General features: G+C 69.7%; 26 protein-coding genes. 7 read left to right on the top strand and 19 right to left on the bottom strand.

Going from position 1 to position 22,842, the window contains the following annotated elements:
* Positions 1–43: 43 nt before the first annotated feature.
* Positions 44–862, bottom strand: a complete 819-nt coding sequence (locus GA707_RS19540; RefSeq protein WP_152180132.1) for a hypothetical protein — start codon at positions 860–862, stop codon at positions 44–46.
* Between the two features lie 938 nt (positions 863–1,800).
* On the opposite strand from GA707_RS19540, the gene GA707_RS19535 reads away from it, so the two are divergent.
* Positions 1,801–2,604, top strand: a complete 804-nt coding sequence (locus GA707_RS19535; protein WP_226963979.1) for an alpha/beta fold hydrolase — start codon at positions 1,801–1,803, stop codon at positions 2,602–2,604.
* Here the strand turns inward: GA707_RS19535 and GA707_RS19530 are convergent.
* The 13 genes from GA707_RS19530 to GA707_RS19465 form a co-directional block, all read right to left on the bottom strand.
* Positions 2,601–5,969 carry a LysM peptidoglycan-binding domain-containing protein gene (locus tag GA707_RS19530; protein ID WP_152180130.1) on the bottom strand — a complete coding sequence of 1,123 codons (3,369 nt, stop codon included), beginning with the start codon at positions 5,967–5,969 and terminating at the stop codon, positions 2,601–2,603. The genes GA707_RS19535 and GA707_RS19530 overlap by 4 nt on opposite strands.
* A complete protein-coding gene (locus GA707_RS19525; protein ID WP_226963978.1) occupies positions 5,966–6,355 on the bottom strand; it encodes a pilus assembly protein TadG-related protein in 390 nt (129 codons plus the stop codon). The genes GA707_RS19530 and GA707_RS19525 overlap by 4 nt, the downstream gene beginning before the upstream one ends.
* A gap of 92 nt (positions 6,356–6,447) precedes the next feature.
* Positions 6,448–6,942: a TadE/TadG family type IV pilus assembly protein gene (locus GA707_RS19520; protein ID WP_226963977.1), complete on the bottom strand. Its 495-nt coding sequence runs from the start codon at positions 6,940–6,942 to the stop codon at positions 6,448–6,450.
* A complete protein-coding gene (locus GA707_RS19515) occupies positions 6,939–7,376 on the bottom strand; it encodes a TadE family protein (protein WP_152180128.1) in 438 nt (145 codons plus the stop codon). The genes GA707_RS19520 and GA707_RS19515 overlap by 4 nt, the downstream gene beginning before the upstream one ends.
* Positions 7,377–7,385: 9 nt before the next feature.
* The gene (locus tag GA707_RS19510) at positions 7,386–7,601 is read right to left on the bottom strand and encodes a hypothetical protein (RefSeq protein WP_152180127.1); all 216 of its coding nucleotides are present in this window, start codon (positions 7,599–7,601) and stop codon (positions 7,386–7,388) included.
* 37 nt (positions 7,602–7,638) lie between these two features.
* Positions 7,639–8,553, bottom strand: a complete 915-nt coding sequence (locus GA707_RS19505; protein WP_152180126.1) for a hypothetical protein — start codon at positions 8,551–8,553, stop codon at positions 7,639–7,641.
* The gene (locus tag GA707_RS19500; RefSeq protein ID WP_152180125.1) at positions 8,550–9,419 is read right to left on the bottom strand and encodes a type II secretion system F family protein; all 870 of its coding nucleotides are present in this window, start codon (positions 9,417–9,419) and stop codon (positions 8,550–8,552) included. Before GA707_RS19500 ends, GA707_RS19505 begins: the two co-directional genes overlap by 4 nt.
* Positions 9,416–11,080: a CpaF family protein gene (locus GA707_RS19495; protein WP_152180124.1), complete on the bottom strand. Its 1,665-nt coding sequence runs from the start codon at positions 11,078–11,080 to the stop codon at positions 9,416–9,418. The genes GA707_RS19500 and GA707_RS19495 overlap by 4 nt, the downstream gene beginning before the upstream one ends.
* The gene (locus GA707_RS19490) at positions 11,077–11,898 is read right to left on the bottom strand and encodes a hypothetical protein (protein WP_152180123.1); all 822 of its coding nucleotides are present in this window, start codon (positions 11,896–11,898) and stop codon (positions 11,077–11,079) included. Before GA707_RS19490 ends, GA707_RS19495 begins: the two co-directional genes overlap by 4 nt.
* Positions 11,899–11,905: 7 nt before the next feature.
* Entirely contained in the window at positions 11,906–12,631 is a 726-nt protein-coding gene (locus tag GA707_RS19485) for an SAF domain-containing protein (RefSeq protein ID WP_226963976.1), read from the bottom strand.
* A 43-nt stretch (positions 12,632–12,674) separates the two neighbouring features.
* Entirely contained in the window at positions 12,675–13,304 is a 630-nt protein-coding gene (locus GA707_RS19480) for a PKD domain-containing protein (RefSeq protein ID WP_152180122.1), read from the bottom strand.
* A 269-nt stretch (positions 13,305–13,573) separates the two neighbouring features.
* Entirely contained in the window at positions 13,574–14,176 is a 603-nt protein-coding gene (locus GA707_RS19470) for a hypothetical protein (RefSeq protein WP_152180121.1), read from the bottom strand.
* A 271-nt stretch (positions 14,177–14,447) separates the two neighbouring features.
* Positions 14,448–14,873: a helix-turn-helix domain-containing protein gene (locus GA707_RS19465; protein ID WP_152180120.1), complete on the bottom strand. Its 426-nt coding sequence runs from the start codon at positions 14,871–14,873 to the stop codon at positions 14,448–14,450.
* Positions 14,874–15,052: 179 nt separating this feature from the next.
* On the opposite strand from GA707_RS19465, the gene GA707_RS19460 reads away from it, so the two are divergent.
* The 3 genes from GA707_RS19460 to GA707_RS19450 all read left to right on the top strand — a co-directional run bounded on the left by GA707_RS19460 (position 15,053) and on the right by GA707_RS19450 (position 17,573).
* Complete coding sequence (locus GA707_RS19460; RefSeq protein ID WP_152180119.1) at positions 15,053–16,030, top strand: endonuclease/exonuclease/phosphatase family protein; 978 nt, start codon at positions 15,053–15,055, stop codon at positions 16,028–16,030.
* 126 nt (positions 16,031–16,156) lie between these two features.
* Complete coding sequence (locus GA707_RS19455; protein WP_152180148.1) at positions 16,157–17,062, top strand: nuclease-related domain-containing protein; 906 nt, start codon at positions 16,157–16,159, stop codon at positions 17,060–17,062.
* Between the two features lie 157 nt (positions 17,063–17,219).
* Positions 17,220–17,573, top strand: a complete 354-nt coding sequence (locus tag GA707_RS19450; protein WP_152180118.1) for a hypothetical protein — start codon at positions 17,220–17,222, stop codon at positions 17,571–17,573.
* Between the two features lie 368 nt (positions 17,574–17,941).
* Here the strand turns inward: GA707_RS19450 and GA707_RS19445 are convergent, their stop codons facing one another.
* The 5 genes from GA707_RS19445 to GA707_RS19425 all read right to left on the bottom strand — a co-directional run bounded on the left by GA707_RS19445 (position 17,942) and on the right by GA707_RS19425 (position 21,369).
* Positions 17,942–18,565 carry a class I SAM-dependent methyltransferase gene (locus GA707_RS19445; RefSeq protein ID WP_152180117.1) on the bottom strand — a complete coding sequence of 208 codons (624 nt, stop codon included), beginning with the start codon at positions 18,563–18,565 and terminating at the stop codon, positions 17,942–17,944.
* A gap of 219 nt (positions 18,566–18,784) precedes the next feature.
* The gene (locus GA707_RS19440; protein WP_152180116.1) at positions 18,785–19,702 is read right to left on the bottom strand and encodes a cation diffusion facilitator family transporter; all 918 of its coding nucleotides are present in this window, start codon (positions 19,700–19,702) and stop codon (positions 18,785–18,787) included.
* Positions 19,702–20,337 (bottom strand): isoprenylcysteine carboxylmethyltransferase family protein, encoded by a 636-nt coding sequence (locus GA707_RS19435; RefSeq protein ID WP_152180115.1) that lies wholly within the window; start codon positions 20,335–20,337, stop codon positions 19,702–19,704. Before GA707_RS19435 ends, GA707_RS19440 begins: the two co-directional genes overlap by 1 nt.
* On the bottom strand, positions 20,327–20,974 hold the full coding sequence (locus GA707_RS19430; RefSeq protein WP_152180114.1) for a cation diffusion facilitator family transporter: 648 nt from the start codon (positions 20,972–20,974) through the stop codon (positions 20,327–20,329). Before GA707_RS19430 ends, GA707_RS19435 begins: the two co-directional genes overlap by 11 nt.
* Positions 20,971–21,369 carry a metalloregulator ArsR/SmtB family transcription factor gene (locus GA707_RS19425; protein WP_152180113.1) on the bottom strand — a complete coding sequence of 133 codons (399 nt, stop codon included), beginning with the start codon at positions 21,367–21,369 and terminating at the stop codon, positions 20,971–20,973. The genes GA707_RS19430 and GA707_RS19425 overlap by 4 nt, the downstream gene beginning before the upstream one ends.
* A 71-nt stretch (positions 21,370–21,440) precedes the next feature.
* Here GA707_RS19425 and GA707_RS19420 point away from each other — a divergent pair, with 71 nt between their 5' ends.
* From GA707_RS19420 to GA707_RS19410, 3 genes are all read left to right on the top strand, one after another.
* Positions 21,441–22,082: a DinB family protein gene (locus GA707_RS19420; RefSeq protein WP_226963975.1), complete on the top strand. Its 642-nt coding sequence runs from the start codon at positions 21,441–21,443 to the stop codon at positions 22,080–22,082.
* Between the two features lie 129 nt (positions 22,083–22,211).
* Positions 22,212–22,523 carry a hypothetical protein gene (locus tag GA707_RS19415; protein ID WP_152180111.1) on the top strand — a complete coding sequence of 104 codons (312 nt, stop codon included), beginning with the start codon at positions 22,212–22,214 and terminating at the stop codon, positions 22,521–22,523.
* Positions 22,524–22,525: 2 nt separating this feature from the next.
* Complete coding sequence (locus GA707_RS19410; protein WP_152180110.1) at positions 22,526–22,837, top strand: hypothetical protein; 312 nt, start codon at positions 22,526–22,528, stop codon at positions 22,835–22,837.
* Positions 22,838–22,842: the final 5 nt, after the last annotated feature.

The following is a 22,842-nucleotide window of genomic DNA, read 5'->3' as shown; positions in this document are numbered from 1 at the left end:
GGGTGTTCATGGCTGCTGATGCCGGACAGGCGCCCGCCGGTGTTCACGATGCCACCGGCAGGTGCCCATAGGCGTCGGCCATCGCCTCGATGCTGGCCATGGCCCTGCGGCGAACGGTGGAGATCGACCAGCCGGTCTGACGGGCGACCGCGTGCAGAGCGGGCCGGGAGTACAGGCCGGCGACGCCGCGGTGGGTGGCGACCTCGTTGTCGGCGGCAGCCTCCGCCAGAGCGAGCAGGACGGTACGTTCCCGGTCGGTGATGACGCCCTCGCTGATGGCCCGGGCGAGCAGGTGACGCACCAGCCACGTCATCTCGAGGCTCTCGTACAGGTCCTCGTCGTCGGGCCGGGCGCGGGCCTCGGCCCGCTGCCACGCGTCGGCGCCGGGGTCGAGCAGGATGGCCTTGTCGGCGCGGGCCTCGCGCAGGACCTCGCGTCGGGTGTTCCACAGGATGTTGGCGGCCACCTTCTGCAGGCGCTCCCACTTGAAGGCCCGGATCTCCAGCCACAGCTGGGCCGCGACGAGCTGGTCGATCTGCTCGGCGACACCGCGTAGCCGATTCGCCAGCAGCGAGGCCCCCGGCAGCAGCAGGTACGCCACCGCTGCGGTGGCCGCGATGTCGTCCCCGCCGCGCGGGCTCGACAGCCGAGCCAAGGCGTGCAGCGCCCCGTCGGCTTCGTCCCACGCCGACTGCGGCGCCTCCGGGCCTACCGTCTCCATGAGCCAGTCCTGGAGCTCCAGCAGATCCTCCGCTACCGCCAGCCGCGGATCCTCCTCACACCATCGGCTCCACTTCTCACCGGCGTCGGCCAGCAGTCCCCGGCCCGGGTCGGTCAGTCCCAGCTTGGTCGCCACACTCATGTCCCTGCTCCTGTTCTCGTCGAAAGCCAACGACGAGGACGGTGCCGAAACAAGGTCCCCCAAACCGGCCAATACGGGCCCTCTCAGGGGGAGGGACCTTCTCAGTGGAAACGGTGTTTGCGCAGGTCAGAGCCAAGGTCCCCCAACGTCCCCCATGTCGTGAAAAGGAAGGGCTTGCCGAGAGCGCCGATCGCCTTCCGGTGGCCCTCGCGGGTAGGGCCCTGAGCACGGCCGGGCAAGGGCGCGTCCCGGGGAGGCCGGGGGGGGTGGCCTCGACCCGGGACGCTGAGCCGGCGCATCCGTGGGGGATGGAGCGCCGACCTGCCGGCCAGTGTGCCACGCCACCCTGAAGGGACTCCGACAGTGAACCGGCGGGACAGCCATCCGCTCAGCGGGCTCCCCGAGCAGGTGTAGCGCGACCTCCGCACGTCCCCCTCCGGCAAGCCACCGCATACCGTCGTGACGGAGCAGCTCTCGGTCCGCACGCCTCGCCCACCGCCTCGTGAGCCGTCCCCCGATCCACCTACCCAGGCGGATGCGGCAAGGCCAAGGGCAGCGGCACCAGGTGGCGCCCCGCAAACCGACCACCGCAACGGCAGCTGATCCGCAACGCCCATTTCGGGCGGGCCTCGCCGCCGATACGGCGTCAACGACCATATCCGCCGTTGCGTCGTCGTGACTGTCGACCGACGCTCTGCAGGGCTCAACCACTGTGGCGGCGCCAAGATGACTCCCCGTCCCCGAGGGTGGGGCAGGTTGTTCGCCCACTACGTTGATGTCCAGCGCGGCAGCGACGCGAACCGTCGTGGCCGCCAACCGTTCGGTTCACCGTCGCATCGAAAGGGTCACCTGTGAGCGAAGAAACCCGCACCGGAGCCGTGTCGCATCTGGGTGGATCAACCATCGGCCACCGATTCGGTCGAGCCTACGATCCGCAGTTGCCGACCCTCGTACTCGTCAACTCCTTCACCACCTCTGTCGAGCAGTTCCGGCCCCAATTCAACGATGCAGCCCTGGCGTCAACGGCCAACCTTGTGGCGATGGAGCCCTTCGGTCACGGGCAGACGCGCGCGACCTACCAACAGTTCACCTACTGGGACTCGGCGATCGCGAACCTGCAGCTTCTGGAGGAGCTCGGTATCTCCGAGGCGTTCGTCCTCGGGACGTCGCAGGGCGGCTGGATCGCCACCCGCATGGCGATGCTGGCCCCCACGGTCGTTAGGGGCATCATTCCGCTGGGCACGTCGATGGACTTCGAGAGCCCCGACAGCCGCGGCCGAGGCTGCTGGGACGGCGTCGCCTTCTGCAGCCCCGCGATCGAAGCGCTCGCCGCCCCGGTGGGCGAGGACTGGGTCATCCCCGCAGACCTCGTCGATGCGGTCCTCCAGGAAGGTCTCGGGCCGGACGTACCGGCCGACGAGCGCGACTTCTGGCACGCCCAGTACCGGAACAACTACACCGGCGACGACGGCCGACACCGGCTGCGGGTCAGCACCATCAACCTGCGCGACAGAGACGGGCTCCACGGCCGACTCGACATGGTCACCTGCCCGGTGTTGTGGATGCACGGCACCTCGGATCCGGTCTACTCCGTGGCCAACGCCCAGGACGGCATCGCCCGCTTCACCAGCGCCGCACATGCAGAACTGCGCGTTGTCGACGGCGGGCAGCACTTCCTCAGCGCCTCCAACCCCGCCGACGTCAACGCAGCCGCGATGGAGTTCATCAACCGCTGGGCCTAACCGGGCCCGCAACCGACGGTCACATCAGCCCCGCTGAGCGAACGCCTGTCCCATCCCGCACGCTGCTGCCGGAACACGGCCCGCTCGCGAAGTACAGCGGCCGTGCGCACGGGTAGCTCCATCGGGGCCCCGTCGTCATCACTGCGGTTGCAGACCTCGTCACGGATGATCCGTCGCGCCTCGGTGTCTTGGCCTGCTGCGGCGGCGACGGCGGCGAGGTCGAGGCGTGGGATCTCCTCATCGGGGGCGGCGAGTCTGGCGGTCTGCGCGGCGCGGCGTGCAGTCGCGAGATCGCCCTCGGCGAGGGCGTGGGTGGTGACGATGTGGGCGACGTCGACGATGGCGACCCGCAGGTGCTCGTCGTGGCGGTCCCCGCCGATGAGCCAGGCCCAGCCGCCGGCGGCTTCCCGCTCGGGCGGGTAGTCGAACGGGCGGCCGGTCACGAGCCGGAGCGCGGTGGTCAGGTCGGTGATGCCGTCGGCGCCGCGGGCCTGGCCGCGGGTGCGTAGGCGGCGGAACAGGTCGGCGTCGGTGAGCAGGTCGAGGACCTGGTAGACCGGTGCGCCCCGGACAGTGACTCCGGGGGCTTTGCGGGCGTCGGGCAGGTGCGGCTCGCCGGTGCGGGGGTTGGTGCCGAGCCAGGCTCGCAGAGTGGTCACGTAGTCGCGGGACTTGACGTTGGTGATGCCGAACGCCGTGGTGAGCTCCTCGGCGGTGGCTCCGTTGGGGTGCAGCGCAATGAACGTGAGCAGCTCGCTGTAGTAGGGCTTGCGCCGGGTCGGTGGCGTGCCGTGCGCGGTGACCCGCACCGGCCCTAGGAGTCGCAGCTTGGGCAGGGCGCTGTCCGTGCGGAACCACATCGCGACGTCGTCATCAAGGCTTGGGTCGCCGGCCTCGATCCCTGACCGGACAGCCTTCTTGATGCGCGGCGCGAGACGGGTCAGGTCTTCGCTGGTGGTGGCGCCCACGGTCACGTAGGTCTGGTCGGCGCGCTGGAGCAGGCTGTCGGTGAGGGGGCCGTCGTCGGCGCCGTTGCGGGTCGGGGCGGTCGGGTGTCGCGGAAGAGTGTGCTCTGCGCGGAGCGCTCCGGCCTGGTCGGCCCACACCTGCCAGCCGCTGCTGGTGGTGTCGTCGGTGGGGACGTCCGCGTCGGCGGGATCGCTGCTGTGCGCCAGGAGGGCGGCGCAGCCGTGCGCCTCGTCGGCGGTCAGGCCGACAGCGACCAGGTCGAGGCCGAGGTCGGGGACGCCAACTCGGCCCTGCGCGCTCACCTGCAGCACCGTCGACGCCTCGCCGGGACTGGTGGCGGCGGTGACGATGACGGAGGTGGCGGTGTGGGCGGGGTGGTCGCGGAGCAGGTCGAGCAACTGCTCCAATACCGGGCTGCGGGTGGCGGCGTCGACCAGGAGCAGCCGGGCTGGCCAGGCGTCGGGTTCGTCGGGGGCGGTGCGTGCGGTGACCGGGTCACGTCCGGTGTCTCGGGCCCGGTCGATCGCGGCGATGGCGTCGACCAGGCACGCCCCGATCGCGTCGCCGCCGGCGCCTTCGTCGGTGTGGGCGCGGATCCGGTCCGGGTCCAGCCCGCTCAGCTCGGGTGCGACGCCGACCAGGTCGAGAGTCACCGCACCCGCCCAGGGGTTGGTGGCAGCTTCGGCGGCGAGGTAACGGGCGAGGTCGAGACCGAAGGTGTGGTCGCCGGTGATAGCCAGGTGTCGGCCCTCGAGGTTGAGCATCCAATGGGCGCCGTCCTCGTCCATGCCGATGGTGGCCAGTAGTGGCCAGGGCGCCGGCTGGTCGGCCCCGCCCACACCCATGTCGTCGAGGGGGATGTGGAAGGGGACCTGCCAGTGCTGCCGGTCCGGGCCGGCCCGCCAGGGGTCCGGCAGGTCGGCGGGCGCGGTCAGGACCAGCGTGACCGACTCCACCGAGACCTTGACGGCAGCCAACGCCGGCAGCGGGGTCTGCGTGCGCGCATGGCTGGCGGCGAGTCGGCGGAGCAGTAGGTCGAGGTGCTCGACCGCGGGCGCATGCCCGGCTCCGACAACGGTGACGGTCTTCTCGATCGGCGCCAGGGCGGGGTCGGGGGCGGCCAGGGTGTACCCCGGCCGGCGGTACCGGACGGCGGCACGCCGACGACGGCGCAGAAGGGTGAGCATGGAGCCGGCCAGAACGGTCCCGGCTCCAGTCAGTCCCAGCACCAGCCACGACGGATCGCCGGCGCTGTCCTCGTCTCTGGCCTCGGCGGCGGACTCCGACGGGTATGCCGTGCTCACCTCGGGCGTGTGGGGGCGGAGAGTGTTCCTGTTCTCCGGGTCGGAGCGGTCGAGCCGGCGCGGGGAGCTCTCCCCTGCGACTACTCCTCCCGGTGATGACTGCGCCTTACCGTCACTCTCGACGCCGGGGTCTGGCTCGACCGCGCCCTCCGGTGGGGGGACCTGCTCCGTCGCCGGGGGGACCTTGTCGACGGGAGGGGGGTCCTGGTCGGGGGGTGGGGAAACGTTGAGGCGCCAGCCGATGTCGATGACATCGGGGTCGCGCAGGAAGGTCCCCCCGGGCTGGGGGATGTCGCGGCTGGCCTCGTAGATCAGCGGGTAGAGCTCGGCGTCGCCGAGCTCCCGTTCCGCGATCGAGGACAGGGTGTCCCCAGCCCGCACGACATACGTCCGCCCCTCCCTGAAGGCGCTCGACGGGTGCGCGGCGGATGGGAGGGTGATCACCGTCCCGGCGTAGATGAGGTCGGGGTCGTTGGCGAGGGCGGGGTTGAGGTCGACGAGCTCTGGCCACCGGTCGCCGTCGCCGAGGTGCTCGGCGGCGATCCGGGAGAGGCTGTCCCCACGCCGGACGGTGTACGTCTCCGCCGCGGCGGAGGACTCTGCGGCGGGAGGGGCGGTAACGGCGTCTGCGGACGCCCCCGCTTGGGTCCAGCCCGGAGCCGTGGCCGTGGGAGTGAGGGGCGCGGTCACGGCGGGGACCGGCTGGGCCGGGGTGGCGTGCGCGGTCGCGATGCTCGGCGGGGCGACCAGGAACAGCAGGGTGGCGGCGCCGACGAGCTGGGCGGCGGCGCCCTGCGGCAGGGCGAGCCCGGGCAGCTGCGGCGCGTGGACTCCGCGGAGCCGGGCGGCGACCTCGAGGAGGACGGCGAGGGTGAGCACGGCCCAGGCAATCCACGCGATCCAGGTGATGACGGCCAGCAGGAGTGTGCCGTCGTCGGGGATGGTCAGTGCCGTCCGGATCGTGTCGAACGTGGGGATGGTGTCCGGGAGGGGGTTGCCGGCGAAGGCGACCAGCGCGGTGGGCACCCCGGCGACGAGGACCAGGGTGGCCAGGGTGGCGAGCAGGCCGACGAGCCGGGCACGGATGTTCATCGTGGGGCACCTTCCAGGACGCGGTTGATGTCGACCTCGGCTTCACCGGTCACCGGCAGGGTGGTGATGCCGATCATCGAGAGGATCTTGGTGGTGTAAGTGGACGTGGTGGCGACCTCGACGCGGCCGCCGGAAGCGACGGTGACGGTGCCGGTGACGTCCGGGACAGCGGCCAGGTACGTCCTCGCCGCGGCGATGGCGGCGCTGGCGTCAACGATGGCGGCCTCGCCGCGAATCGCGACAGAGGCGTGGAGCTGCTGGCCGCCGGCGCGGGCGGCCTCGGCGGCGATGGCCTGGGCGCGTTGCTTAGCGTGGACGTGGCCGCTGAGGTCGACCGCGAGACCGACGCAGAGCATCATCGTCATCGCGGTGGTGATGATCCACACCGACACCGACCCTCGCTCCCCCTGCGCCTGCGTGTGGAGTCGCGTCAGACACCGGCCACGACATCGTCGCTGTAGCGGTTCTCGTCGCGCAGTCATGGGGTGGTCCGTTCTCGGTAAGTGTCCAGCGGCGAGCTGCTCGTGCTCGAGAGCACGATCGAGCCCGGGACAGCGGGGAGGAGCCCGGCGAGGTTGACGCGGCAGGTGACCGTGGCGGCGACGGAGGCGGGGGTGCCGACCGGGGCGCCGAAGCCGCCGGTGTCGACGGTGACGGTGACCTCGAGGCAGTTCACCTTTTGGGCGGTCAGGCCGCTGACGGCGGCGGCGTGCGCACGGCTGCTGGCCTCGCCGTGGGTGCGGGCGATCGATGCGGTGCGGGCGGCCTCGGACGCCGCCGCCTGGACGGCCATGTCGGCCATGGCGAGCCGGCCGCCGACGATGAGTAGCGCGAGCAGCATCGCCAGGGCGGGGGCGAGGAGGACGACCTCGACCACGGCCGTGCCCCGCTCCCCCATCCACCAGCTCTGGCGAGCATGGTGGCCACGAACCCCACAGACTCCGTGGGGGTCGCGGGAGGCGCGGCTGGTCATGTGAGTCGCTCCACGGGGACGGCGACCTGGGAGGTGACGGTTGGGGTCCATCCGGGCACCACGGACAGGATCGAGCCGGCGACCCGGACGGTGGCGGTGGTGGCGGTGCGGGTGACCTGCACGGTGGCGCCTTTGAGGACGTCCTCGCCGCCGGCGGCCTGCAGGAAGGCGATCGCGGCGGCGTGTCCGTGACCGGTGGTGCCGGTTTGGGCAGCGGCGGCGCGGGCGCCTTCCTGGGCGGCGGCGATGGCGACGGTGCGGGCGTGGTAGTACATCGCTCCCTGGACCCCGGCGAACAGCAGGGTGAACAGCAGCGGCATGAGCACGACCAGCTGGATCGTGCCCGACCCGCGCTCACCCGTGCCAGCCCACCCCCGCGGACGTGGATGGCTCCGTGGGGGTGGGTGGCGGCTGTGTGTCGCTGTGGTGTGCATGGCGGGGGGTCAGGTGATGCCGCCGAGCTTGCTGTTGACCCACCCGGTCAGGAACGCGTAGACGATGGCGGCCAGGGCGAGCAGCCCGACGGCCCAGAACACGATCTCGATCGTGGAGGCGCCCCGCTCCCCGTCAGCCGAGACGGTGTCGAGGCGCTCAAGTCGGTCGAGTCGGTCGGCGAGGGTGACGCCGAGGATATGCAGGGTTGCGGCGAGAAGTCTCATCGCGGTGTGTTCCTTTCCAATCGGTGGTGATGAGGGTTCAGTTGGTCATCAGGCGCATGAGGGGTGGGGCCATGAGGAGGGCGAGGAAGACGACGCCGAGGAAGGACGCTGGGAGGTACATGCGTTCTTCGACGAGGTTGGCGTCGGCGAGCTCGCTGGTGGTCAGGGCGGTGCGCACGGAGGTGCCGCGGGCGCGGAGCTGCCGGTAGACCTCGGTGGACTCGTCCCCCGCGAGGCGCATGATGTCGGCGACGTCGGCCAGGTCCGGCAGGGCCAGCTCCTCGGCCAGTGCGGTCAGGGCGTCCCAGGGGGGTTGGCCGTTGTAGCGGCAGCGGGCGATCTCCTCGCTGATCCGACGGAATACCCACGAGTCGCCCACCTGGGCGGCGTTGGCCAGGGCGACGGTCGCGCCGGCGCCGCCGTTGCGCTCGAGCGCGCAGAGCTCGATGAATGCGCTCAGGGCGCGGGCGAACTCGGCACGAGCCTTGGTCGCACGCTGTGCGATGTCACGGGAGGGGGCGAGGAACAGCAGCACCGACAGCCCGACGGTGGCAGCGACCGGCATGAACAGTGGCACGGTGATGCCGAGGAGGGTGACGAACCCGGCCAGCAGGCCCGGCAGGGTGAGCCCGAGGAGGGCGTAGAGGACCTTCTTGCCGTAGAACTGGGCCGGGGTCATCCGCAGCACCGCCAGGTCCCGGGCCGGTGCGGTGCCGAGGAATCGCGCGGGGATGGTGCGTTCGGCCCACATCCCGAGCCGCTCCTCGGCATCCACCGCCCCGCCGCCTGTTGGGGCGGTGGCGCCGGTTGTGTGGGGGCGGCGCGTGGGTGGGGAGAGCCGGGTGAGGACGTCGCGCAGGTCCGGCTGGGCCGGGACGAACTGCGCGAGCAGCGTCACGACCGCGGCGGCTGTGAGGGCGCCGATCAGCAGAGCGGTCTGGGTGGTGGTCATCGGGCACTCGCACGGGCCTGCGGTCCGAGGAACCGGGGGAACGGGTCTCCTTCGGCCATCCGCCGCATCCACAACAGCCCGGCGGCGTAGGCGGTGAGCAGGGCCAAGAGGATGACCTGCCCGGCCGGGGTGCCGTACGGGGCGACATAGTCGCCGGTGATCGCGAGCACGACGAGGACGAGGAGGGAGAACCCGGTGACCAAGCGGGCGCTGCCCCTTGGTTTGGCGCGGCCAGCTTCGACGCGGCGGCGGGAGGCGACGTCCTCGGCGACCGACTCAGCGACGCCGTGCAGGACGTGGGAGAGGCTGCGGTTGCGGCGGCGGGCGGCGAGGATGAGGTTGGCGGCGACGAGGTCGCCGGTGACGTCGTCGAGGTCGTCGGCGAACGAGCGCAGCGCGGTCTCGGTGTCCCACCGCGCCCGCAGCCGTGCCACGAGCTGGGTGACCTCGGGGCGGATCGGCTCCGGTGTCGAGCGCAGGGTCGCGGTGAGGGCCTGTTCGAGGCCGACGCCGGCGCCGAGGACGCCGGCCAGGCTGCGGGTCCACTCCTCCATCGCCTCGACCCGCCGGATCTGTGCCGCGGCCGGCGGCGGAGCGAGCAGGTACGGCAGCCCGACCGCCGCCGCCGGCACAACCACCACCGCGGCCACCCACCCAGTCACTAGGGCCAGCACCAGCCCGGCCGCGGTCGAGGCGGCCAAGGTGACCCGGGTCCGGGGGGACGTGCGCGCCACGGCCGTCACGATCCGTGGCCGTGGCCGAGGCGGACGGACGGCTGGGGTGTGGGGGCGCACCGCGTGGACCAGGAGGAGGAGCCCGGCCACGATCGTGGTCCCGAACAGCGCCGCGTACAGGGGCGCGTTCACCGCGACACCTGCGCTGCCTGGTCGGCTTCGGCCTGGAAGAGGGCTTGGTCGAAGCCCTGCTCGGCCAGGGTGCGGCAGCGTTCGCTGATAATCCCGGTCGCGGTGGCCGGGCCCGTGCTGCTGGGGCCGAAGAGGTGGGTCAGGGCGTAGCCCTTCTCCCGCTCGCCGGGTTCGACGACGACGACCTCGCTGACCCAGCGGCGCAGCTGCTGGCTCCCGTCGGGTAGCTGCACCACCTGGCGGGAGAGCTGGACGATCACCTCGAGGCAGCCGGCGAGCTTCTCCAGGGCGAGGTCGCGGTTGACGTGGGATCCGGCCTCCATGGCGCAGGTGACGAGCTTGCGGATGCAGGCCTCGGCGTTCGCCGCGTGGGTGGTGGACAACGAGCCGGTGCCGGACTCCATCGCCTTGATCATCGTCCACACCTCGGGGCCGCGGATCTCGCCGACGATCTGCCGGGAGAGGGCGAACCGGAAGGAGTCGGTCAGGGCGTCGGCGAGGTCGAACGCCCCGGCCGCACGGCCGTCGGCGCGGACCTCCCCCACCCCGGGTCGGGCCTCCCAGTCGATGACGATGTCATGCACGCCTGACTCGGCCAGAAACAGCTCGTACTCGGTCTCGAACGTCCCGATCGCCTCATCACCCGGGATCTGTGCGCACAGCGCGCGCATCAGCGTCGTCTTCCCCGCCGACATCGCCCCCGAGACGGCAACGCTCCACCGGGCCCGCACCGCCGCGGCGAGGAAGTTCGCGCACGCGGCTGTCATGCAGCCCCGCTCCACCCACGCATCCAGGGTGTCGACCTTGAGCCGGTGCCGCCGGATCACCACCGTGGGCCGCCCGACCACCCACGCCGTCGCCGCTAATCGGGCGCCGCCGTCGAGCTTCATGTGCAACCGCGGCGTGCTCTCGGAGAACGGGCGCGGGTTCGACTCGGACCGGTTCGCCAGGAACCTCAGGAAGTCGAGCAGCTCCTCATCCGAGTCCGCCACCGCCGGCCCCGGGATGCGGGAGCCGTCGGTCAGCTCAAGCAACACCCGCTGGTGGCCGAGGATGAAGATGTTCTCCACCCGGTCGTCATCGACCAGCGGTTGCAGCCGGCCGAGCCGGAAGACCGCGTCGAAGACCGCCTGCCCCATCGTCGCCTGCTCGCTGGCGGTCCACCTGGCCAGGCCCTTGGCGACCGAGTCGGCGGTGTGGTCGCGCAGCAGGTCGGCGATGATCTCCCGACCCACCTGCTCCTGCTCCACCCGGTCCGGTGACGAGCCACCGCGACGGGAATGATCAATGTCGGGGTCGGTGCGGGCCCGCCAGTCCGCGCCGAGGGCCTGGGTGAGCCGGTTGGCAACCATCGTCCGGAACGCCGCCACCAGCCCCCAGTCCAGACCCTCCTGGCCCGCCCACCCCGATCCGGACGCCCCCTGCGGGGTTACCTTCAACCGGGGGGCGTGCCCGTTGCGCTGCCCATTGAGGTGTCCGGTGGCTGCGGTGTGTTCCCTCGTTGGCGTCCCGGGAGAGCTGGGGGTGGCGGTGGTGGGGGTCATGGTGAAGGTGCCGCGCACCCGACCGGCTCGCGGCGGGGACGCGGTGAACAGGGGCAGCGCGGCCGGGTCGCTCGACGCGCCGCCGGCGCCGGTGTGGTCGGTGGGGTCGTTCTTCACGCGTCTGCTCCCGTCTCGCTGTGCAGCCGTTCGGTGGTGTCGCGAATGGTGGCGGTCAGGGCGGAGCGGGTGGCGCGCAGGCTGCGCACCAGCGCCGTGTCCGGTAGTCCGGGGCGGCCGGCGACCCGGTGAGCGATCCCTGCCTTGGCCGGGGTCGCGCCGTGGGAAAACACCGCCGCGGTGGCCGGGTCCCAGGCCACCGATGCCAGGACCGGGATGCCGAGAACGGTGCTGACCTCGCGGGCGGTGAACGGCTGCCCGTCACCGACGAGCAGCAGTCCCAGGTGGGCGCCGGCGCCGGTGCGGGCGAAGCGGTCTTTGAGGGTGGCCGCCCAGGACCGTGCTCCGGCCAGGGAAACCAGGTCGGAGCGTGCCACTAGGACTGTCAGGTCGGCCTGGTAGAGCAGCGGCATCGGGGACCCGGTCAGGCCGAGGCGGCCGGCGTCGACGATGACGTCCTGACCGGTGTCCTCCAGGGACCGCAACGCGGCTGCGAGGGGGTCCCACAGGGGCAACAGCGAGGGTGCCTGTTCGTGGGAGCGGATGCCGGCGACGAAGCGGACCTGCGAACCCGGCAGGGTGATGCTCACCGCGGACAGCGTCTCGAGCAGATCCTCGTCCTGGTGGGCGAGGGCGAGATCGAGCATCGCCTCCGGTGGGGCGAGCTGCCCCCGCAGGTACCCGGCCGCGACCGCGGACCCGCCGGTCGGGTCACCGTCGACGAGCAGCACCGGCCGCGGCCAGGTCAACGCCAACCCGAGCGCCGTCGTGGTCACCCCGGGCGAGCCCGACGCCGATGCCAGCACCACCAGGCTCATGACGCGCTCACCGGTCCCGCGAGTCCAGCACGACCGCGACCCGCCCGGTCGCGGCCATCGCGGCCAACGCCGGCGCGTCCCCATCGGGAACCTGAACGGTCAGGATGGTCTGTCCCTGGCCGACACTGTCCAGGCCGCTCTGGGTGGAGACCACGACCGCGTCGAGGGCGAGCGGGTCGCTCGCGGTGGCCGCGTCCTGCTGCGGCCCCAACGTCGCCACCACCCGAACCCGGTCCCCGGCGACGAGTGGCTCACCGGGCAGCATCGCCGACGAGAGCGCAACCCCGACCAGTGAGAACCCCTCCCCCGGCACGTTCTCGACCGTGACCGAGTCCTCGGTCAGCAGGGTGCCGGCGGCGACATCGACCGCAGCCCGCTGCCCCACCAGCTCCGACATCTGCGACGCTGCGACGGTCCGCACCGCCGGGTCGGCCGCGACCGAGACGCTCATCAGCTGCTCGGCCGTGACGACCTGGCCACGCTCGATCGCCGTGCGGGCCGCGACCACCTGGACGGCGTCGCTGCTGCTCTGCAGGAGCCACACATTCCCCAACGCGCCCAGACACACCACCACCAGCGCGGCGGCCACCAGGCCCCAGCGGCGGCGCGCCCTCGGCGGTGCCGGCACCTGCCTCGGCGACGGCTGTGTCGCGTCCTGGCCGTTCCCACTCTCGGGTGTCTGCGGTCCGGTGCGTCTGGTCAGTCGTGGTCGACGTTCCACTGTCGTGCTCATGCTGTGCTTCCCCTGCCTGCCTGAGTTGTGTTGCTGATCGTGCCTACTGGCGAAGCACCTGGACCTCGCCCATCGTCACTGGCGCGCTCTGGGTCAGGTCGAGCCGGATCGTGCCGCTCTGGCCGATGCCGTTCCACTGGATCACCCAGTGCGAGGTCGCGCTCACCGTGTACTCGCCCTGCTCGCTGTACGTGTGGCCGCACGACGGGGAGGGCTGCTTGCCGAACGCGTCCTGGTACGGGACGCCCTCCTCGCAGTGCACCACCGCGCCGTCGCCCATCTCCCACGTCACATCGGCGACCTCGCCGGTCGCGGTCACGCTCCACGGCCCGCTCGACGCGGTGCGGGTGATCGGTCCCCACGTCGACTCCGACGGTTGCTCGACCCACATCCACACCGGCATCCCGATGAGCCCCACGGAGTCCGGCCCGGGCTCGGGGACGATGCCGATCGTGATCGCCGACAGGTTCATCGACTCCACCGCCTCGGCCGCCAGATCCGCCGGATCCGGCGGCGCAGCCATCACCGGCGCCGTCGCCGCCCAGTACCGCAACACCGACATCCCACCGAACAGACCCGGGTTCGACGGGCTCCCGGCCAGACAGTCATAGATCGCGCCATCCGTACGGCCGGCCCAGATCGGGTCTACGAAGTCGGGCTGCGGGTCGGTCAATCCGATGGGGTAGCACTCGATCCCCCCGATCGTGATCGGCGTGACAACCGGGGCGGAGTCGCCGCCACCGCCCCCGCCGCCGCCAGCAGAACCGCCATCGCTGCCACCGCCACCAGGGTTTCCACCGGAGCCTCCGCCGCCCACCCAGATGACGCACTGGCCCCAGGCTTTCCGAGCCTCGCAGGTTGGCGGGTTGGCCCCTGCATGCGGGGACGAGCCAAACGAAACGGCAGTCGCGGCAAGTAGCGCCAAGGCTGATCGGGTCGGGCTTAGCACGTGGACTCCTCAAGTTCCTCCACGAAGCCCACGCGCCACCCGTCGGTGGCCGGGTAGTCGTAGTTGAGGACGCCCATGTTCGTGCGGACTCGGGGGTCGCGATCCTCGGGGACGAGGGAGTTGCCGTCCTTGTCGACGATCTGGAACTCAGAGACGTCCGTACAGACCTCAAAGATGACAGTGGCGGCGTCGGGCGGGCTGGCCTGCTGGTCATGTGTCAAGTCGACGGACTGGGGCTCGATCGAGACCACCTCCAACGTCCCTGAGGCTGTGCTCTCGACTTGCTGAGCGGCGATCAGAGAGTTCCGGTTGTCGTTTAGCTCGGTGCCGATCGCGACATCGTCGAAGCATGACGGTTCGGTGTTCATCGGGTCTGCCAGACATCGTGGGACGGTCTCGAAGTACTCCCTCACCACCTCTTCGGCGGCCGCGGTGGCCTCCTCCTCCGGCGAGGCCGATGTCGGCGTAGTCGTTGTGGGGGTGCCTGTGGGTGAAGGCGTTGCGGCAGATGTCGGGCCTGGCGTCGGTTCCGGGTTGGAACAGCCGGTCAGGAGCGCGGCGGCCAGGGCCAGGACGGCGGCGGTGCGAACGTTCATCTGCAGACTCCTGTCGGGTATGCCAGACCAACGCCGATCCAGCCATTCCCGGTGTTCATTTCGGCTTTGAACCACTAGATGCTAGAGACCATCCGGTAGTGGATCAGCAGGAGACCGTGTGCCCGGTAGAACGACGGGATGCCTGATCAACCCCTGATTCCGCTGCCTGCAGCTCGAGCGGGACGAGGGGTACCGCCCGACCTACGAGACCCATTGTTGCCACAACCGCGCGACTTTCGCTCCCCCTACGCGCTGAATGTGGATAACTCTCCTACCGCTGATTGACGGCGGCGTCGACCTGCGCGGTAGAGGTCTTTAACGCGGTGGCGAGATCGGCAAGGACGTCGGACGGCAGAGGACGCTCGAGTTGCCCGTTCTCCCACCGGTGAATCGTCGTCACGGACACGCCCGCCGCATGAGCCAGCTCTGCCGCGCTCAGGCCGGCGGCGAATCGAAGCCATCTGAGGTCCGGCCCCTCGTCCGTCACCGCAAGGAGCGAGGTCGCAGGAACGTCCAGGGCGCGCGCCAAGGCATGCAGCATCGCTGGAGTCCGCGGTCGCGACAAGCCACGCTCCCAGCTCGAAATTCGCTCTCCGCCAACCACTCCGATCCGCAACGCCAGCTGCAGCTGGGTCAAACCGGCACGCTGACGAGCTCGCCTGAGCGCATCCGGGTTGATCGCAGGGGCCCTGTCCATGGTGGACAGCACTCTAGGGCCCCGACGGCCACGTAATGCGCGACCGTTTCAGTCACCGCGCGCTCCCCGACGCGGCAGCGCTGCGGCAGTTGGCGGACACTCCTTCGGGCCCGGTGCATCCTTCCGTGCACGGCCGACCGCTGCGAGAATCGCGGGAGAGGACGGGAGGGCAGATTGTGGTGTCGACCTACAACGTGGCGTTTTGGAACGTGGAGAACCTCTTCGACGAGGAGTTCTCCGTTCACCGCACCGAGAAGTTGAAACGGGCGCTGGGGCGCGACCTGGCCGGGTGGACCCCGCAACTGCGCGACGCCAAGATCGCTCAGCTCGCATCGGCCATCAGCGCCATGAACCAGGGGGCGGGGCCCGACCTGCTGGGCGTGTGTGAGGTCGAGAACGCTGTCGTGATGACCCTGCTGACGCAGGCCCTGAGGGACCGACTCCCTACCCGCAACTACGACTTCGTGCATGCCGACACCAGCGACCAGCGGGGAATCGATGTCGCGTTCATCTTCGACGCGGACCTGTTCACCGCCCCACTCGATCAGCGGTTCCATCACGTGGTCATGCGGCGCACCGCCACCCGGGACATCCTCCAGGTGAACTTCACAACCCACCGAGGGCGAACCTGGGCCGTGTTCGCCAACCACTGGCCCTCTCGCAGCGGGGGACAGTACGAATCGGCGGGGTACCGGGCCATCGCGGGAGAGACCCTGGCGTACTTCCACGAACGAGTCCGCGAGGTGCACGGCAAAGACACCCCCGTCCTGGTTATGGGCGACTTCAACGACGAGCCCTTCGACGACTCCCTCGTCCGGCACGCGCTCAGCACCCGCCAGGCAGCCCGTGTCGAGCGGGGCCAGAACGCCTACCTGTTGAACCTCACCTGGGATTTGCTCGGGCAGCAGGAAGGCAGCTTCTACTTCAACAACGCCCCCAACATGCTCGACCAGTTCCTCGTCAACGCCGCCATGCTGGAAGGCGACTCGCCGGTTCGGATTCAGCCAGGATCCGTGGAGATGATCCGCCTTCCCGGGATGGTCCGCACGGGCGCCTACCCGACACCCATCCCCTTCGGCGGCATGGGCCGACCAGTCAACGTGAACGGCTACTCCGACCACTCCCCCATCGCCTGCACAGTCACCGAACTCGACTGACCCGACCCACCCGGTTCGCCGAGTCTTACCTGGCGGGTCGACGCAACTTCGTTGTCTACCGGGGCCGTCTCGGGCGCCGGCGACCGTACGGTTGTTCCTGTGAACGGGGGGACCGACGAGAAGCGCATGCGGCTGCGGTACGCAGGCGTTTGTCGGGTCTGCGGGGTCGAGCTTCCGGCAAAGGCGGTCGTGATCTACGAACGGCCGACCAAGACGGTTCGCTGCGTAAGTCACGACGCGAGCCCTCAGTCAGGTTCTCCTGTCGGTGAGGCCACCGCGTCGGCCATCGACGAAGTGGCGAGGCCGGCAGACGCAGACGTCGTCGAACCCGCCGCAGTAGAAGATGCGTCCTCAGAGGCTGGCGAGCCTTCAATTGCAGGAGTCATCGACGCCGGTACACCTGGAGCGTCAGCGCGCCGGGAGTTCGAACGGCGCAAGGCGAAGCATGAACAACGCATTCGAGCCGAGCACCCGAGACTCGGCGGCCTGATTCTCGCTCTTTCGGACGAGAAGCAGTCCACCACCGCCTGGAACGTCGGAGCCGTCGGAGAGGAGAGACTCGGCAAGGGACTGGACCGTCTCGCGTCAGACACCATCCGGCTACTACACGACCGTCGGATCCCGAGAAGCAGAGCCAACATCGACCACCTCGCCGTGAGCGCCACCGGCATCTACGTCATCGACGCCAAGAAGTACAAGGGCCGCGCTCACCTGAAGATCGAAGGTGGCCTATTCCGACCCCGTGTGGAACGACTGCTGGTCGGCTCACGCGACTGCACCAAGCTCATCGACGGGGTCCTCAAGCAGGTCGGCATGGTCCGCGAGCTGCTCACCGACGAGGTGCCGGTCCACGGAGTGCTGTGCTTCGTCGACGCCGACTGGCCCCTGATCGGCGGCACCTTCACCACTCGCGGCGTACAGGCCCTTTGGCCGAAGAAGCTCTACACCAAGCTCCAAACAGACGGCCCGATCACCGTCGAGGCCACTGCCGAGATCCACCGAAAGCTCGCGCACGCCCTCCCCCCGGCCTGAATGCGGATGCGCGCTACTCATGGCGAAGGGCCACACACGGCCCGTGGCGCACCGCGGTACCGATGCGGTCGCTGATGAGTTGTCAGACCGTCTCCGTTGAGCACTTGCAGCCGCGTCAACGAGCCGGATGGGCCCGCGTGTCTGCGACTATGTCGAGATGGCCGACGCGGAGGAGCGTAAGCAGCGCCTGGAGGAACAGAAGGTCGCGCTCGACTACCTCAAGCACGTGAGCACTCTCGCGACGAGCGTGATCGTCCTCTCGATTGCCTTCACTAGCCAACTGTCGAACCGGGACTGGAGTTGGCTGCTGATCCCAGGGATCGGCGGACAGTTCATCTGTCTTCTAGCGCTGACCCTGGCTGCTATCGGCACCATCAGCGCAGGACGATCCGTAGAACCCCCGACACCGAGCGTCGTGCGATTCACAGTGATCGGATCACTGGCGGGTCTGGCGGCATTCCTCATCAGCATCGCCGCATTCAGTACCTTCCTTCTCAAGAACCTCGTCTAGGAGGACCAGACCATGCCACGTCGACGTAACCGCAGAGAATCCGACGAGGCCGAGGCCCAGCGCTCCCTGCTCGACATGCTTATCTGCGCCATGTGCGGAGCTCCTCTACCAGCGGAAACTCCAGCCCTCGGCGCCAGATGCCCCGGATGCGGCCACAAGGTCACCGAGGACGAAACCGTCCGGACGGAAACTCAGACCGATCCGCCGCAACAGTGACGGCGATCCGGCTACCACACGTGATGTCCTCGCAACGATTCGATGCCACACCTTCCAGCCCTTAAAGGTCGACTGCCGGCGATAGGGGGCATGCGGTGTGCCGGACACGCCCGGCTTGAGCGCGCCGTCCGGCGCACTGATCTCCCAGGGATTCATGCACCCTTGGTGGCGGTGCAAAGAAAGACGCCGAACTCCCGATCGCCCTTGAGGATGGTCGTGGCGTCAACGAAGCTGACGTTGGCGAAGCCGGCGCGGGTCAGCTGCTCGGTAAGGCGTTCCCTGTCGAACCCGTGGTGTCCGTCGAAGTCGACTCTGCCGGCGTGGAAGGCGCCGTCGGGATCCTCGTCAAGGTCCGCGATGGCCAGCCGGCCCCCGTCGATCAAGAGCTCGGCCACAGAGCGCAACAGCCGGTCCAGGTCCTGTACGTGGTGCAACGCCATGGAGCTCCACGCCACGTCGTAGGACCCAGAAAACCGGTCTGTCGCGAGGTCGGCTTGGACAGCACGCAGCCGGTCACTGAGCCCGGCCTCCTCGATCCGCTGCCGGGCGACCTGCACCATTCCTTGGGACGGGTCGGTCACGACCGCCGAGCCGATTCGGTGGGCAAGCAGGATGCTCAACCGGCCCGTGCCGCCGCCGACGTCCAAGGCGTTCATCCGGGAGGTAAGGTCCAGTGCCTCCTCGATGGCTCGGGCCACCGCTACCTGCCGCTCCTCGTGGCCGGGATCGTCGTCCCAGGTCGCTGCCTCAGCGTCGAAGCCCTTGTGTTCGTGCATGTGTTCGACCCTAGCTTCGAGATCTCTGGCCCCACTTCTACCCAAAGAAAACTCCACCTCTCCACCCGAGACTCCGCAACCCCACAGCAGGCGCTTCCCGGCGGTATGCAGCGACTCCCGGTGACCCCGGATCCGTCCGGAACTGCCGATGACCGTGCGTCCACGTGAACGCGCGAACGGTCCGTTGTTCACCCGGGTTCACGATCTTGACCGCGGGCCTCAGGCGTGTTGGTGAGGTTCGTGTGAGCCGTGGCCGGCGGGCTCGAGCTGGAAGGTGCAGTGGTCGGTGTCGAAGTGCTCACCTAGGCAGGCGGCCAACTGGTCCAGGACCTGTCCGGTGCGGCCGGTGTCGATGCATTCCTCGTCGACAACGACGTGCGCGGACAGCACCGGCACGCCGCTGGTGATGGTCCACGCGTGGAGGTCGTGCACGTCGAGCACCCCGGGTACGCCGCGGATGTGCTCACGGACCCGGTCCAGATCCATGCCCTTGGGTGTCGCCTCGAGCAGCACGTCGAGAACGTCCCGCAGGAGCGACCATGCGCGCGGGAGGATGAACAGGCCGATGCCGACCGAGGCGATGATGTCGGCGCGGGTGTACCCGGTGGTCGTGATGACGACCGCGGCGATGATGACAGCGACGGACCCGATCAGATCGCCGAGGACCTCTAGGTAGGCGCCCCGAACGTTGAGGCTCTCCTCGCGTGCGCTGCGCAGAATGAGCAGGCTGATGAGGTTCGCGGTCGCGCCGGCGACAGCGACGACGAGCATCAGGCCGCTGGCGACCTCGGGTGGGTCGTTCCACCTGCGGACCGCGGCCGTGATGACCCACACGGCGAGCACGCCGAGCAGCACTGCGTTCGCCAGGGCAGCGAGGATCTCGCCGCGCTGGAGTCCGAAGGTGCGGGCGTTGGTAGCTGGCCGGGCAGCGATCACGGTGGCGATCAGGGCGATCGCGACGCCGGTGGCGTCGGTGAGCATGTGCCCGGCATCGGCCAGCAGTGCCAGCGAACCGGACATCAGGCCGCCGACCACCTGGACGCCCACCACCGACAGCGTCAGAACCAGGACCAGCACCAGGCGCCGGCGGTGACGCCCGGTGGCGGTGCCTGCAGCGTGGTCGTGCCCGGCACCCATCAGCGCACCACCGGGTTGCTCGTGTGCAGTCGCCCGGCACCGGGCACGAACCGTCCCACCCGCGCCGCGTAGGCGGCGTAGGTCTTGCCATGGGTGGCTAGCAGGTAGGGCTCTTCGACGACGCGGACCTGCAGCTGGACGGCGACGACCAGGCACACCAGTCCGGCGGCCGTCAGCACGGTCGGGGTCGCCACCACCAACCCTGCCAGGGCTGTGGACATGGCGGTGAAGATCGGGTTGCGGACGATGGCGAACGGGCCACCGGTGATCAGGGCGGTGCGCTCGGTGGGATCCACACCGATGCGCCAGGAGGTGCCCATCCCGCTTTGGGCCAGGACCACTGTGGCGAATCCGGTGAGCGCCACGGCCAGCCCGGCCCATACGGCAGCGGCCGGCAGGGGTGCTGCGGGCACGGTGCCGGTGGCCGCAAGGATGAGACCGAGCGCGGTCAGGACCAGCGCGGCGGCGAACAGGACCCCGCCCCACCACGGCGCTGACCCGGGCGGCCCGGACAGGCGGCGGAACCCTGAACTGCCGGTGGCCTGCTGGTGCGCCCAGGTCCGAACACCGAACGTGACGAGGACGCCGAGGATGTACAGGCCGAGTCCCGCCGTGGCGGCGAGCTCACTCGTCATAGTCATCGTCCTCGACCAGCTCGCCCTCCCAGGCCTCTCTGCCTTCGTGGATCGCGAAGGCGGCGATGACGAAGCCGGCAACGGGATCGAGCCACGCGGCGCCGGTCAGCTGGAACAGGCCGATCCCGGCGAGGGTGGAGATGCTCAGCAGGACGCAGATCCGGGTCTCTGCGGCGTCGGCGAGGATGAGGTTGTCCCGCAGTGCCAGGCCCACGCGCCGCTTCGCGGCTGCCAGGAGCGGCATGACGACCACGGAGGTGGTGAGCAGCACCAGGGCGATCGGGGAGGCGTCGGGCCTTGCGCTGTCGACAAGGCTGCGGATGCCTTCGATGGTCACGTACGCGGCAAGGATGAAGAACGTCACGGCGACGGCTCGCAGGACGAGGCGCTCCTTCTCCTCGTCCGCCTCGCCATGACGCAGCCGGGCGGACAGGCGCAGGGCGACCAGGAACGCGGCGATGGACTCGATCCCGGAGTCGATGCCGAACCCGATCACCGAGACCAGCCCGGCCATGACACCGGCAGTGATCGCGATGATGCCTTCAACGACGTTGTAGGCGACGGTGAACTGCGCCAAGCGCAGCCCGCGGCGGGTCAGCCGCTCCACCTCCGGTGCGCTCAGCTCCACGGTCGTCATCGCGCGGGCTCCTCCTCGTCCGCGGCGGTGACGGTGCCATCGAGGCCGTAGACCGGGCACAGGACAACAGCATCACCGGCCAAGCCGAGTAGGCGCTCAGCGGCCGCAAGGAGGTCCATCAGGGCCTCGGGATGAGCCAGGGCGAACACCGAGGCCCGACCCTCCACCCGCGAGGTCACCAAGCCGCAGTCGCGAAGGCAAGCCAGGTGCTTGGAGACCGTGGATTGCGCCAGCCCCAAGTGCGCGGTGAGGTCGACAACGCGATGCTCACCGAGAGCCAGGTGGCGCAGAATCTCCAGACGCGAGGCGTCAGAGAAGCCGTGGAACAAGCACGCAGCCGCAGTCAGGGGCCGCTGCGGCGCCAATGCATCGCCAACTGTCTTTGTCATCGCCATGAGACGATGGTTGCACGGTCCCCGCGATCGCGCAACCAGGCGGCGCGCTGTCGTTCACTGCTGGGGCGGCAGTGTCGCTCGATACACCTGAAGGCCCGGCCACAGACCGTGCCGACGAGCGGATGGGCAAGGTCCTCCGCGCGGGGCTAGCGTTGACCAGTGGGGCGGCGACCCGGGAGGCAGCCATGGACCAGGACCAGATCTACGCCGAACTGGATCGTGTCCGGGACGACTTCCGAGGACTGCTGGACAGCGCCACCGTCGGCGAGCTGCGTCAACCCACCAACGGCACGAAGTGGAACAATGAGCAACTGCTCTTTCACATGCTGTTTGGGTATCTCTTGGTGCGGAACCTGCAGTTGATCGTCTGGGGCTTCTCTCGGCTCCCGGATAGCGCTTCCCGCCGATTTGCGTTCGTGCTCAACGCGGGCACCCGTCCTTTCCACGTCGTCAACTACGTCGGCTCCCTCTTCGGAGCCCGCGTGTTGGGCTACGCGCGGATCCAGGGGCTGATGGACCGCGTAGTCACCGGCCTCCAACGGTCCCTTCGGGCCCAGTCAGATGAGTCCTTGGCTCGGGGCATGCACTTCCCGGTGGGCTGGGACCCCTACTTCAGGGACTTCATGACACTGCTCGAGGTTTACCACTACCCCACCCAGCACTACGACCACCACAGACGGCAGTTGACCCTGGCAAGTGCGCGCCAGGGATGAGGCGACCCACCGTCGTCGCGCGCACGGGAACGCCCGCACCCGCAGTAATTGGACTGTCGCCCGGGACGGACGCCGGCGCGCGTGATGCGGTCAGTTGCTCACGGTCGTCAGTGCACTCACACTGAGCACATGAGCGCCGACCCGGTCACCTCCATCGACCTCCCCGAAGACGGGAGCGTCCACTGCTGGTGCTGCGGCACCATCGACGCCCCCGACCGCATGGTGAACCTCGGTGACCACCCTGAGGTGCACCTCTGCCTGGGCTGCGCGCACTTCGTGCACCACCGGGCGCGGGAGATTGAGGGAGAGGGGAAGCAAGGCCCGGCAGCGCTCGTCCGTGACCGGTTCCGCGACCTGCGCGCCTTGGTGATTCGCCGAGGCTGGCACCACAACAGATTCATCGGCGCAAAGCTCAGGTGGCTTGACAGGTACCTTCCGTAGCCATGGAGATCGAACTGCTAGTCGTGCCGGACTGTCCCCACGAGGCCGCCGCCGCCGAGCTGATCACCACCGCCGTGGCGGAAACCGGAGTGCAGGCAACGGTCACACACACGGTCATCACCAGCCAGGACCAAGCGCGTCGACGCGGCTTCGCGGGCTCTCCGACGATCCTGGTCAACGGCTCCGACCCCTTCGAAGACCCCGCCGCCCCCGCAGCAATGGCGTGTCGGCTCTACCCCACCCCAGAGGGCTTACGTGGTGTCCCGGCGCTGCGGGATCTGCGCCGAGCGCTCAAGCGGGTAGCCGAAGGCTGACCAAG

The sequence above is a fragment of the Nostocoides sp. F2B08 genome, from assembly GCF_009184895.1.
Classification (GTDB): Bacteria; Actinomycetota; Actinomycetes; order Actinomycetales; family Dermatophilaceae; genus F2B08.
This window is presented reverse-complemented; position numbering and strand designations above follow the sequence as displayed.